Genomic DNA, 12,356 nt, shown 5'->3' on the forward strand with positions numbered 1-12,356 from the left:
CGATGAATCTCATTGCTGACCGCCAGCTCCGGCTCGGAGTGGCCTTCCTGCTGCTCCTCGCAGCCGTGATCGCAGGTGCCGTGCTGCAGTACCGCGGAGCCTTCCGCTCCACCATCCCCGTGACCGTCCAGGCGGACCGTGCCGGCCTGACCATGGACAAGGGTGCGCCGGTGAAGTTCCGCGGGGTCGAGGTCGGCAAGGTCCGCTCGATCGAGGCCCGCGACGGCCACGTCGAGATCGGGCTGGCCATCGACAAGGACTCGGTCGAGGACGTCCCCGCCGGGTTGACCGCCCAGCTCGTCCCGCCGACCGCGTTCGGCGCCCGCTACGTGCAGCTGAGCGAGTCTGCCGCTGAGACTGGCTCCTCCTCGAAGCAGATCGCGGAGGGTCAGCGCATCGCCGCCGACCACGTGACCGTCGAGGTCGACGAGGCATTCACCCACCTCACCGAGGTGCTCGACGCCGCCCGCCCGAGCGACGTCAACAACGCCCTCACCGCGGTCGCGGGCGCCGTCGACCAGCGCGGTCAGCGCCTCGGCGGCCTGATCGACCAGTCCGACCGCTACCTCAGCAAGCTGCGCCCGTCGCTGGACGCCCTCGCTGTCGACGTACGCCGCGGCGACGACGTCATCGCCGGCTACGACAAGGCGATGCCGGACCTCCTCAAGACGTTCGACAACCTCGGCAAGACCAGCGACACGCTGGTGGCGCAGCAGGCGAAGCTGCACGAGACCACGCAGGCGCTGAGCGACTTCAGCGTCCAGACCCGAGACCTGGTCCGGGTCTCGGCTGCGGGCCTGAAGTCGACCCTCACCCTGATCGCTCCGGTGTCAGCCCTGCTGGAGCGTTACTCGCCCGAGATCCCGTGCCTCGTCGGGGGCCTGGCCGGAGTGAACGAGCTCGCCGAGAACGCCGTCGGCGGCACCAACCCGGGCGTCACCACGATCACCCGGATCCAGCCGGGGGCCGAGCCCTACCGCTACCCCGACAACCTCCCCGTGGTGGGGGACCGCCGCGGCCCCGGCTGCTTCGGCCTGCCGTGGATCGACGCCGCCGAGGCCCGCCAGCCCAGCCCGTCCTTCGTCTCCGGATCGAACCCGCACGCGCGTCCCGGCACCACGCCGCAGCAGGACGTCGCGACCACGCTCTTCGGTGCCCTCGCCGGTCTGGTGGTGGGGCGATGAGCGTCCGCAAGGAGCAGGCCCGCGACCTGATGAAGCTGTCGGTCTTCCTCGCCTTCGCCGTCTTCGTGACGGTCTGGCTCGCCGCTGTCACCGGCGACATGCAGTCGGGCGAGAAGACCGGCTACCGCGCCGAGTTCGCCGACGTCTCCGGCCTCCAGGTCGGCGACCAGGTCCGTGTCGCCGGTGTCTCGGTGGGCCGCGTCACCGGCATCGACGTGCAGGAGGACAGCACCGTGATGGTCGACTTCGACGTGGACCGGAAGCTCCAGCTGGACCGTGCGACCTCCGCCACCGTCCGCTACCGCAACCTGATCGGAGACCGGCTGCTCGAGCTCGACCGCGGGGCATCCGGTGCCCAGCCGCTGGCTGCAGGCGGGGTGATCGCGCTGGCCCAGACGGCCCCCGCCGTCGACCTCGACTCGCTGCTCAACGGCTTCAAGCCGCTCTTCGCCGGCCTCAACCCGTCGCAGATCAACCAGCTCTCGGGGCAGCTCGTCGAGGTGCTCCAGGGGCAGACCGCAGCCATCGACCACCTGGTCTCCTCGGTCGGTTCCTTCACCTCGACGCTGGGCGACCGTTCGGTGCTGATCACGCAGGTGGTGACCAACCTGAACTCCGTGCTCGGCGAGGTGTCCTCCCGCAAGGACGGCCTCGGCCAGCTGGTCACCCAGCTCAGCACGCTCGTGGACGGCCTGAACAAGCAGGACACCCAGGTCCTCGACGCAGCCGCAGACATCGACCGCATGGCCCGCTCCGGCGCTGACCTGCTGGCCCGCTCGCGCAACGACCTCACGCCCACGCTCGAGGCGCTCCGCACCTCGGCGCGCGGGCTCAACCAGCACGCACCGGCGCTCCAGGCACTGCTCACGCAGTGGCCCAAGCACTACGCACGGATCCAGGACACCGCGTCGTACGGCGCGTTCTTCAACTTCTTCCTGTGTGGCATCCGGGTGCAGTTCACCAACGACCAGGGAGCCCCCGTGCGTACGCCGTACATCGGCAGCGAAGCAAAGAGGTGCCAGCGATGAAGAGTGCCGTGCGCGGCGTGCTCGGCACGCTCCTGATCATCGCGGTGGTGATCTCCACGCTGACCTACCGCAACTGGCCGCTCCTGCGGAACACCGACACCGTCCAGGTCGAGTTCGCCGAGGCGGGCGGGCTGAAGAAGAGCGACGAGGTGGTCGTCTCCGGCGCCAGCGTCGGCAAGGTGTCCGACATCCGGCTCGACGGCGACCGGGTCGTGGTGACGCTCAAGCTGTCCGACCACGACCTCCGGCTCGGCGACGACACCCGGGCCGACATCATCACGGTCACCCTGCTCGGCCGGGCCGCGGTGCGGCTCGAGCCGCGCGGTCGTGGTGACCTGGAGCGCGGGGCGACGATCCCGCTGGCCCGCACCGGCTCGCCGTACGACGTGACGCAGGCGCTCAGCGAGCTGACGGGGGAGACCCAGCAGATCGACACCGACCAGGTCGCAGCTGCGCTGCGCCAGGTGTCGACGACGTTTGCGGACACCCCGCGGACCCTCGGCCCGGCGCTGACCGGCATCAAGAAGGTCTCCGAGACCCTCGCCGCCAACGACCGGGCGCTGCAGGACCTGCTGGCCAACGCCAGCGACGTGACCGGCGTCCTGGCGTCGCGGGACCAGGAGATCGCCCGGATCCTCACCTCCGGCAACGACCTGCTCGCCGAGCTCGATGCGCGGCAAGAGGTGATCACGGGCCTGCTGGCCAGCGCCCGATCCCTCTCGCACCAGCTCACCGCTGTCGCGAAGGAGAACGGCGCCGTCCTGCCGAAGACGCTGGCCGAGGTCAACCAGGTCGTCGACCTGCTCAACCGCAACAAGCGGAACCTCCAGCTCACCATCACCGGGCTGCGCAACTACGCGACCGCGTTCGGTGAGGCGATCTCCAGCGGCCCGTTCTTCGACGCCTACATCCAGAACCTCACCTCGCCCGGGACCCTCGCGCCCGTGATCTCAGGACTGACCCCGTGATGGCCCTCTCGAAGCTCCTGACCCCCCGACGCCTCGCGATCGGGCTGGTCCTCGCCCTCGTGCTCGCCTCCGTGCTCGCGCTCCGCTCGCCGTCGGGCACCGAGGTGACCGCCCGCTTCGACTCCGCATCGGGCCTCTACAAGGGCGATGACGTCCGGGTGCTCGGCGTGAAGGTCGGCACCGTGACCTCCGTGGACGCGCACGACGGGGGAGTCGATGTCCGTTTCCAGGTCGAGGGTGACCAGAAGGTGCCGGCTGACGTGCGCGCCGCGATCGTGGCACCGAGCCTGGTCAGCGGCCGGTTCGTCCAGCTGGCGCCCGTGTGGACGAGTGGCCCGACACTGGAGGACGGCGCCGAGATCCCGGTCGACCGCACGGCGGTCCCGATCTCCTTCGACGAGGTGAAGAAGGAGCTCATCGACCTGACCACGGCCCTCGGGCCCGAGTCGGGCAAGCAGGGCTCCCTCAACGAGGCGATCACCACGATCGAGGCCAACCTGGCCGACGGCAACAGCGGGGAGCTGCGCGCCTCGGTGGCAGCGCTGCACGACGCCGCTGCTGCGCTCTCGTCCGGTCGCACGAACCTCTTCGACACCGTGCACAACCTGAACCAGTTCACCCGCAACCTCGCGGTGCACGACGCGGCGGTCGGGGGCTTCACCACCCAGCTCGACAACGTGGCAACGGTGCTGCGCGACAACCGCACGCAGGTGACCGGTGCGGTGCGTGACCTGCGCGTCGCGCTCCGGGCCTCTGCCGGTGTGCTCGGCAAGAACCAGGCCCAGCTCACCCGCGCGCTGAACGGCACGACGGAGCTGACCGGCACCGTCGCCTCCCGCGCCGACGAGCTCGCCGGCGTCCTCCACGTGGCACCGCACTCGCTGATGGGCCTCTACAACATCGTCGACCGCCAGGCCATCACCGGCCGGGCCGTGCTCGCCAACGTCGACAGCCTTGCCGCGCTGCTCTGCTCGGCCGTCCTCGGTGCCGGGGGCACTGCCGAGACCTGCCGCGCGGCGATCCTGCCGCTGGTCAACCTGCTCGGCCTCGAGAAGGCGGGGGAGGCTCTTCCCGGTGGGGTGGGCGCGGCGTTGACCGGTGGCTCCGGCGCCGCTGCTCCTGGTGTCGACCAGCTCGTCAACGGCCTTCTCGGCCAGGTCGGAGGTCTGCTGTGAAGTGGCGTGCCGCTTTCTCGGTCGCGGGTGCCGTGATCCTGCTCGGGGCGGGCACGGGATGCGACCTGCAGCCCAACTCCTACACGTTCCCCGGCCAGAAGGCGGTCGGCGACGACGGCTACACGGTCACGGTGGCGTTCGACAAGGTCGAGAACCTGGTCCCCAACTCCAACGTCCAGCTCGACAACGTGACCATCGGCACCGTCACGAAGATCAAGGTTGACGACGACTGGCGCGCCCAGGTGACCCTGCGGATAGCGGACGACCAGCGGCTGCCGATCGACTCCCGGTTCGCGATCGGCCAGAAGACCCTCCTCGGTGCCCAGTACGTCGAGGTCTCGACGCCGGCAGCTGCCGGCAAGGCCGCCGGTGCCTCCGCTGCCCGGGGCGCGGCGTACCTCGAGGACGGCGCAGCCGTGCCGGTCGCGCAGACCGGCACCTACCCGTCGACCGAGCACGTGCTCGGTGCGGCGTCGCTGCTGCTCAACAACGGCGGTCTCTCCCAGATCAGCACGATCACGGGGGAGCTCAGCACCGCGCTCAGCGGCCGGGTGCCCCAGACCCGCGACCTGGTCGAGCAGCTCGACCAGCTGCTCACCGTGCTCGATGCCAACCGGGGAGACATCGTGCACGCGCTGGAGGCGCTCGGTCGGCTGTCGAAGAACCTGCGGACCAACCAGGCCGTCATCGGCTCGGCGATCGACCGGATCACGCCCGGCCTCCGTGCCCTCAACGAGGAGCGCGACGACCTGGTGCGGGCGATCCGCGACACCGGTCGGCTCGGCGTCGATGCGGGCCGCGTCATCGAGATCAACCAGCGCGCGATCCTTGCAAACCTGGACTCGCTCCGTCCGGTGCTCTCGCAAGTGGGTGCCGCGTCGGGCCAGCTCGTCGATGCGCTGAAGATCGGCTTCTCGATCCCGTTCCCGGCGATGACGACGACGGACGCGATCCGCGGTGACTACGCCAACCTGTTCGCCACGCTGGACCTCAGCGCGACGTCGCTCGCGCAGATGTGGCTCGGCGGCGGTGCGGCGTTCGAGTCGGGTGACCCGGTCACCTCGCCGCTGGCGACACCCACCGCGCCGCGGAAGACGGCCGGAGCCACGCAGCCGACTGCCCCGGCGCCGTCCTCGCCGACAGCACCCTCAACCGGGAGCTCGCCATCGCCGAGTCCCACGAAGTCGCCCTGTTCCCTCGTGCAGATCCTGGTGGGTTGCTGATGATGCTCACGCCCCTGATCCGGCGCCAGCTCCGGGTCTTCGTCCTCCTCACGGTCGTCTGTGTCGGCCTGACCACCGTCGTCTACGCCCGCGTGCCACAGCAGATGGGCATCGGCGTCTACGACGTGTCCGCTGACTTCACGGACGCGAGCGGGCTCTATCCCCGCGCGATGGTGACCTTCCGCGGGGTCAAGGTCGGCACGGTGTCCGCGCTCGAGCTCGACGGCGAGGGCGCACGCGCGACGCTCCAGCTCGACTCGGATGCCGAGGTTCCCTCGGACGCCGTTGCCGAGCTGCACAGCACCTCCGCCATCGGTGAGCAGTACATCGACCTGGTCCCGGGCAAGTCCACGTCGTACCTCGAGCACGGTGCGGTCATCCCGCCGGCACGCACCCGCGAGATGCCGCAGATCAGCCCGGTGCTGGACAAGCTCAACGGCCTGCTCAAGTCGGTCCCGACCGACAAGACCCGTCGCGTCCTCGAGCAGCTCGACGAGGGCCTCGGCGGATCGGGCGACGACCTCGGTGGCGTCATCGACAGCACGAGCGAGATCATCGCCGCAGCCAGCGCCGAGCTCGACTCGACCACATCGCTGATCGCCACGCTCCAGCCGGTGCTCGCCACGCAGCAGGCCCAGATGGGCCACACCCAGGCGTACGCCGACGCGCTGGCCAGTTTCACCACGGAGCTCGCCGCGCACGACGCGGAGTTCCGGGACCTGCTGGCGTCCAGCCCTCAGGACCTGCGCACGTTGCGCGGCGTGGTCGGTGACATCCGCCCGACGCTGCCGAAGCTGCTCAAGAACACGACGACCGATGCCCGGGTGCTCAACACGTACCTGGCCAACCTCGAGCAGATCCTCGTGGTCTACCCGGCCACGGCGGCTCGCCTGCAGTCGACGGTCAACCCACGGGCTGCTCAGGGGGACGTGCAGCTCGACCTGCGCGGCAACCTCGATGCTCCGCGCCACTGCACCGAGGGCTATCTCGGCACCGGTCAACGGCGTTCACCCGCGGACGGCTCCGTGCGCGCGGTCGACGGCACGGCGCACTGCAAGCTCGCGAAGAGTGCACCGTCGAGCGTGCGCGGCGCGCGCAACCTGCCCTGCCCCAACTCGTCGGCTCGCGCGGCGCTTCCGGCGGGCTGCGGCCTGACCTTCGGCAGCAGTGCGCGTGGGAGCAGCGGCCGGCCCGTGATGGCCGACCTGGCCGCACTGATGCTCGGGGCCGAGGGCCTCGACGGTGCGCACGGCACACCTCTGACGGGCACCGCAATGACAGAAGGAGACTCCGCATGGCAGTCACTCGTTCTCGGACCGCTGGGGCTGGCATGAGCCGGCTGACTGAGTCCTCGGCGTCCTCGGCGTCCTCGGCAGCCGTGGGAGTCACCGGGCTGATCGCCGTCGCGGCGCTGGGACTGGGGATCCAGAGCGGGCTCTCGCTCCGCGATGACGCTCGGGAGACGGACGGTCGGGCGGCGGCGGTGGCTGCGGCGTCAGCCGAGGTCAGCGGACTGATCTCGGTCAGCGACAAGACCACCACCGAGGAGATCGACAAGCTCCGCGCCGGCGCCACCGATGACTTCGGCGCCGAGCTGGAGGAGCAGTCCACGGCGCTGCGACGCGCACTGCAGGCGCAAAAGGTGACCTCGACCGGGTCAGTCGCCTCAGCCGGAGTGGTCGCCTGGGCACCGTCCAAGGCACGGGTGCTGGTGGCGGCTGTCGGTGAGGTCAGCAACGAGTCCTCTGCACAGGCAACACCCCGCGCCTATCGGCTGCGTGTCGACCTGCGCAACGTCGAGGGCCGCTGGCTCGTGAGCGATATGGAGTTCGTGTCATGAACACCCTCGAAGAAGCCCCCTCGCTGGAGATGCCGTCCCTCCGTGTGCCGTTCCGCTCCCGGTCCGGTTCCTGGCACCGCTGGCTCATCGTCACGACGCTGGCGCTGGTCGCAGCGGCCGTCGTGCTCGGCGTACTTGCTCAGCGCTCGGCTGGTCTGGGTGAGGCGCGGGACGCCGCGGCCGCCAGTGCGAGCAAGCGCCTTCCGGTGCTGCTCAGCTACGAGCACGGCTCGCTGGAGGCCGATCTGGACAGGGCGATCGCGCAGACGACCGGTGGTTTCCGCGATGAGTACGGCAAGGTGATCGACGACGTCGTCACGCCCACCGCTACCCGCAAGAAGGTCGACACCGCGGCCGTCGTCAGTGGCGTCGGTGTGGTCTCGGCTGACCGCGACCAGGTCGTCGTCCTGGCCTTCCTCACCCAGACCACCACCACGAACGGAGGCGCTCCGACCGTGGCCGGGAGCCGCGTCGAGGTGACCATGGAAAAGCACGGAAGCACCTGGCTGGTCTCTGATCTGAAGCCGGTCTGATGCCTCGATTTGGTCCTGCAGGACACGTCCCGTAAGGTTGTTTTCACCGGCGCGGGGTGGAGCAGCTCGGTAGCTCGCTGGGCTCATAACCCAGAGGTCACAGGTTCAAATCCTGTCCCCGCTACAAAGGAAGTCCAGGTCAGCCACAGGTTGACCTGGACTTTTTCTTTGGGGCAATCATGCGATCCCATCGTTTACCCATCACATTGACAGGTGCGCCGCGCCGCCCAGCCGGGCGCGAGCGCCGTTGGTTCCGGTCGTTTCGGGCTCGCTCGGCAGTGGTCGCACACCTGTTGGGCATGAGTACGACGAAGCTGGGGCTCGAGCCCCTCATCGGGGTCGAGGAACTCGCTGAGTACCTCAGCGTCCCCGTGCAGACCATCTACGACTGGCGGATGTCCGGCAGGGCGCCGCGGGCCTACAAGTTCGGCAAGCACCTGCGATTCGCGGCCGCCGACATCGCCGAGTGGCTCGAGCAGCGACACGAGGACGGCCCTCATGAGTAGGCCACGCATCCCGATCGGCGGCTACGGCGAGGTCGCCTTCATCCAGCGCGGCTCAGGGAAGGTCGAGGCGCGCACCCGCTTCCGCGACTGGGACGGACAGACCCGACTGGTCCAGGCGACCGCGTCGTCGAAGGCGGCGGCCGAGGTCGCGCTGAAGAAGAGACTCACCCAGCGCAACGCCTTCCAGCCCGTCGACACGACGCTGACCCCGGACAGCCCGTTCACGGCGTTGGTCGACTACTGGTTGGCGGACCTCGACCTGGAGGGACGGATCGCGCCGGCAACCCGGTTCGGCTACGAGCGCGACATGCACCGGCTCGTGCTTCCGGCGTTCCGCGGCTACGCGCTGCGTGAGATCGGTGTCGCTCGCTGCGACGCGCTGCTCAAGCAGCTCGGCAAGGAGTCCTACGCACGCTCCAAGCGGGCGAAGACCGTGCTGCGCCTGGCCTTCGGGCTCGCGGTCCGGCACGAGGTGATTCACCGGAACCCGATCGACGGGGTGGCGCGCCTGTACAAGCCGAAGCGCACACCGACCGCGCTGACCGCGACCGAGGTGAACGCGATCCGCGCCGTCATCAAGGCCTGGGAGCAGACGCGGGGGACATCCGGGCCGAACCCGGACGGCCAGCTCGGCCAGATCGTCGAGGTAATGCTCGGCACCTCCGCACGGATCGGCGAAGTCCTCGCCATCCGCCGCCGCGACCTGGACCTGACCACGACGCCGGCCACACTGCGGATCTGCGGCACCGTGATCTCCGAGCGGGGTGTCGGCACCTACCGCCAGGAGCACCCGAAGACCGACCGCTCCAACCGGGTCATCGCCTTGCCGACCTTCACCGCCGAAGCACTCCGCCGGCGCCTGGCGATCATGGCGGACCGCTCGCTCGACGCACTCGTGTTCCGCAGCCGTGAAGCGACTCCACTCTCCACGGCCAACGTCCGCCGCCAGCTGCGGAAGGTCCTCGGTGACGCGGGCATCGAAGGCGTCAGCCCGCACATGTTCCGCCGCACGGTCGCGACGGTGATCAACGAGCAGGCCAGTCTGAACCTTGCCTCCGAGCTACTTGGCCACACCGACCCCAAGGTGACGATCGAGCACTACATCCAGCGGAACGAGCACGTGAACCCGCTGACTGCCGAGCTCCTCGACCAGGCCTTCGCCCGGCCTGATGACGAGTAAATCGGTTGGCCGCTGTCGGTCGTCGTCCGTAGCGTCGGAGCCGGGGTCGACCTGAGGGAAGAAGCAAAGGATGAATACGAGATCTGCGAGTGCTGCTGTCAAACTGGTCGACTCTCGCAGCGAGGCGGGGGCGGTTGGCACCGGACGCTCTGCGCGGCGTGCGCAGGGAAGCTCAACTACGCGCCTCTCGGCGACGACGAGCTGGACTGAGGCGAGGACGCCATGCAGAAGATCGTTGTGAACGCGAAGCCCGGCGGCTTCGCGCTGTCCAGGGAGGCCGCTGTCGCGCTGGGCCTCGAGATCTTTGAGGAGACGACCTTCGGACAGCCCTATCAAGTCGTCGGTGAGCATGCGCTCCGCCGCGACGACGTGCGGTTCGTCGAGGTCGTCGAGACCCTCGGTCGGGCGGCCAGCGGGCCCTATGCCGAACTCATCATCGTGTGCATCCCCGACGGCATCGACTGGGGGATTGCGGCGTACGACGGCGCCGAATGGGTCGCCGAACGCCACCGCGAATGGCTGCCCGCATCACACGATGCCGTCGGCTACGAGGGCGTGCTTCAACAGCCGGAGGCGGCGATCGCGCCGAGGCGCGACGCGGGTCGCACCCGCTAGACCTTGGCCTAACGCCAGGCCAGATCCTCGGCTGACCAGGCCCTGCCGTTCGCCGCGCCGGTGAGCACGGGATCGATCAAGCGGCTGACGAGGGCGCCCGCAAGGTCGACGGTGGGGTGGTCCGCGCAGTAGGGGACGGTCTTGCTGAGTTTCGCGTAGCCGCGACCCCAGGCCTGAGGTCGGACGAAGCGGTCCCCGAGTTGCAGCTTGCGCCGACTGGCCTCGGTGCTGATCGCGACCTGGAGCGCCGTGCCGTCGATGTTCTGGGTCGTCGCGAAAACGACGAGGTCGACCAGGTCCTTCTCCCGGCTTGACGGTCCGTGGGTGTAGTCCGTCATCGTCGCGCAGACCTTGTCGGCAATCTGGTCGACAACGGGAAACAGGCGGTAGTCGTAATGCACGAGTCGAGGAAGATCCAGAGCGTTCGCCGGGACGGAGGTCGTGACCTGCCCGGTCGGCTCGGTGCCTACCGCGAGGTCGACACCGAGCGTGCCCTTGTTCCGCGCGCCTATGAAGATTGCGAAGCGGACTTGAAGGCCGTCGGTGTAGGGCTGGTTGTCGGTTCCGATCGATCGCTCGTGGTCGAGGTACTCGAACCGAAAGTGGTCGCCGAGGTCGACGGTGGCCAGTCGGATGAGATCGGCGAGCGCCTGATGGAGATCGGAGCCTCGTCGAGTCAGATCGATGTCACGAGTGGCTCGCGTCGACGGAATCCGGGCAAGCATGCCGGTTCCGCCCTTGAGCACCCACTCGGAGTCTCCGGCTTCTGAGAACACTCGACTCAGGAATCGATTGAAGTACTCGAGCTGGATCCGTTTGTTTGTGTCCAGGGAGGGGTCGGCCTTCGCGGCTCGCTTCGCCGCGTCCTTGATGGCCGACTCGACCGCGGCAGCCGTCGGATACGGATCGCGGTCAGGCATCGGAAACAGCTCTCTGCGCTTCGCGGAGCACCGCAGAGTTCTCCGGCTTGAATGCGATGCTGTCGCTCAGGGACTTGCCCAGTGCATGGCTGAACGCAGTGAGGGCCTCACCGGACGTGAACTGCGCCGAGATCCTCTTGCTGAGCTCGTCGAAGTCGGGATTCTTCACGAGGCTGGAGCTCATGGATTCCATTGCTGGCGAGAGGATGCCCTGAAGGTTCGCGGCGATGGTCGCCTGCATCGACTGCAGGGTCTTCTGCATCTCGGGAGTCATGATGAGTCGTTCTAGGACGTTCTTGCTGATGCCGTTGAGGTACTCGGCGGCCACCCGGGTTCCCAGATCGCTGTCGGCTGCAACGCGCCGCGCGACGGCAGTCGGGTTGATGCCGGCGACCTCCATCAGCCGACTCAGGAGCGCTGATCCGTCGTCCTTCTTGAATCCGTTGCGCGCGGCGAGCGGGTCCAGTAGTTCGCTCAGTCGCCCGAGGTTGAGGTTGCGCTTTCGCCAAGCATCGCGGAGTGCATCGCCAACGAGGCTGAGGTCGCCGACCGCCTCGACGAGGTCGGCGATGGTGCGTTCCAGCGTCATGACCGGCAGCCCCTCGGTCACCGTGACGTCTCGTGGGTCGAGGACGCGCTGGCGGTAGCGAATCTCCGCGCGCTGACTCTGGCGGCGTACAGGAGCGACGAAGTCGTGGGGCCCCTCCCACATGTCGCCGATGTCATGGAGTCGGGCAGCCGACAGACCCGCCGCAACCACGCCGTTGTCCCGGTCCCGCAGTCGATCCTCTGCCATCAGCTTGGGGTCGGTGCTGAGCCAGGCAGCCCGGAGATCGTCGAACTGATCCCCGGGGGTCCCGCTGTCCATGTAGACGCCGTGGGCCAGCCGGGTCAGGTGCCCGGAATCGGCGAGTCGCGCGAGGTCCAGGCGCGTGACTCCATGCATGCTGGCTTGAGCCGACGTCACCATGCCCCATTGAGAGGCCGTGACCTCGGCAAGCACGCAGAGGGCATCCTTCGACTTCATGCTTGAAGTGTATCGCCTACATAGATACAGACCAAGCGTTTCCGGTGAGCGCCGCCCTGACCCTGCGTATGAGCAGGAGATGTCTTCCAGTGATGCGAAGTGCTGGCCCGGCACTGAAGCAAGGCGTTCCGATCAGCGAGCCGGTGGTTCCGCCCCT

Annotated in this window: 13 protein-coding genes and 1 tRNA gene; 12 read left to right on the top strand and 2 right to left on the bottom strand. The window is 68.6% G+C overall.

All coding sequences use genetic code 11. The features are described from left to right. Window positions 1–2 precede the first annotated feature (2 nt). The 12 genes from D4739_RS11005 to D4739_RS11060 all read left to right on the top strand — a co-directional run bounded on the left by D4739_RS11005 (window position 3) and on the right by D4739_RS11060 (window position 10,252). Window positions 3–1,184, top strand: coding sequence for an MCE family protein (locus D4739_RS11005; RefSeq protein WP_120060663.1), 1,182 nt, complete (start codon window positions 3–5; stop codon window positions 1,182–1,184). Continuing rightward, entirely contained in the window at window positions 1,181–2,212 is a 1,032-nt protein-coding gene (locus D4739_RS11010) for an MCE family protein (protein ID WP_120060664.1), read from the top strand. The genes D4739_RS11005 and D4739_RS11010 overlap by 4 nt, the downstream gene beginning before the upstream one ends. Beyond that, complete coding sequence (locus D4739_RS11015; protein WP_120060665.1) at window positions 2,209–3,180, top strand: MCE family protein; 972 nt, start codon at window positions 2,209–2,211, stop codon at window positions 3,178–3,180. The genes D4739_RS11010 and D4739_RS11015 overlap by 4 nt, the downstream gene beginning before the upstream one ends. Further along, window positions 3,180–4,355, top strand: coding sequence for an MCE family protein (locus tag D4739_RS11020; protein ID WP_120060666.1), 1,176 nt, complete (start codon window positions 3,180–3,182; stop codon window positions 4,353–4,355). The genes D4739_RS11015 and D4739_RS11020 overlap by 1 nt, the downstream gene beginning before the upstream one ends. Beyond that, window positions 4,352–5,578: an MCE family protein gene (locus D4739_RS11025; protein WP_120060667.1), complete on the top strand. Its 1,227-nt coding sequence runs from the start codon at window positions 4,352–4,354 to the stop codon at window positions 5,576–5,578. The genes D4739_RS11020 and D4739_RS11025 overlap by 4 nt, the downstream gene beginning before the upstream one ends. Further along, complete coding sequence (locus tag D4739_RS11030) at window positions 5,578–6,912, top strand: MCE family protein (protein WP_120060668.1); 1,335 nt, start codon at window positions 5,578–5,580, stop codon at window positions 6,910–6,912. The genes D4739_RS11025 and D4739_RS11030 overlap by 1 nt, the downstream gene beginning before the upstream one ends. Beyond that, window positions 6,909–7,418 carry a hypothetical protein gene (locus tag D4739_RS11035; RefSeq protein WP_120060669.1) on the top strand — a complete coding sequence of 170 codons (510 nt, stop codon included), beginning with the start codon at window positions 6,909–6,911 and terminating at the stop codon, window positions 7,416–7,418. Before D4739_RS11030 ends, D4739_RS11035 begins: the two co-directional genes overlap by 4 nt. Then, window positions 7,415–7,951: a hypothetical protein gene (locus D4739_RS11040; RefSeq protein WP_120060670.1), complete on the top strand. Its 537-nt coding sequence runs from the start codon at window positions 7,415–7,417 to the stop codon at window positions 7,949–7,951. Before D4739_RS11035 ends, D4739_RS11040 begins: the two co-directional genes overlap by 4 nt. 50 nt (window positions 7,952–8,001) lie before the next feature. Then, a tRNA-Met gene (locus D4739_RS11045) sits at window positions 8,002–8,075 on the top strand. Between the two features lie 175 nt (window positions 8,076–8,250). Continuing rightward, window positions 8,251–8,457, top strand: coding sequence for a helix-turn-helix domain-containing protein (locus tag D4739_RS11050; RefSeq protein ID WP_182920386.1), 207 nt, complete (start codon window positions 8,251–8,253; stop codon window positions 8,455–8,457). Continuing rightward, the gene (locus tag D4739_RS11055) at window positions 8,450–9,637 is read left to right on the top strand and encodes a tyrosine-type recombinase/integrase (protein ID WP_120060671.1); all 1,188 of its coding nucleotides are present in this window, start codon (window positions 8,450–8,452) and stop codon (window positions 9,635–9,637) included. The genes D4739_RS11050 and D4739_RS11055 overlap by 8 nt, the downstream gene beginning before the upstream one ends. A gap of 222 nt (window positions 9,638–9,859) precedes the next feature. Beyond that, window positions 9,860–10,252 carry a hypothetical protein gene (locus tag D4739_RS11060; protein WP_120060672.1) on the top strand — a complete coding sequence of 131 codons (393 nt, stop codon included), beginning with the start codon at window positions 9,860–9,862 and terminating at the stop codon, window positions 10,250–10,252. Between the two features lie 8 nt (window positions 10,253–10,260). On the opposite strand, the gene D4739_RS11065 is transcribed toward D4739_RS11060, so the two are convergent. After that, entirely contained in the window at window positions 10,261–11,172 is a 912-nt protein-coding gene (locus tag D4739_RS11065; RefSeq protein WP_120060673.1) for a nucleotidyl transferase AbiEii/AbiGii toxin family protein, read from the bottom strand. After that, on the bottom strand, window positions 11,165–12,175 hold the full coding sequence (locus D4739_RS11070) for a type IV toxin-antitoxin system AbiEi family antitoxin domain-containing protein (RefSeq protein WP_182920387.1): 1,011 nt from the start codon (window positions 12,173–12,175) through the stop codon (window positions 11,165–11,167). Before D4739_RS11070 ends, D4739_RS11065 begins: the two co-directional genes overlap by 8 nt. Between the last annotated feature and the right edge of the window lie 181 nt (window positions 12,176–12,356).

This window comes from Nocardioides cavernaquae, assembly GCF_003600895.1.
In the GTDB taxonomy this organism is placed as follows: Bacteria; Actinomycetota; Actinomycetes; order Propionibacteriales; family Nocardioidaceae; genus Nocardioides; species Nocardioides cavernaquae.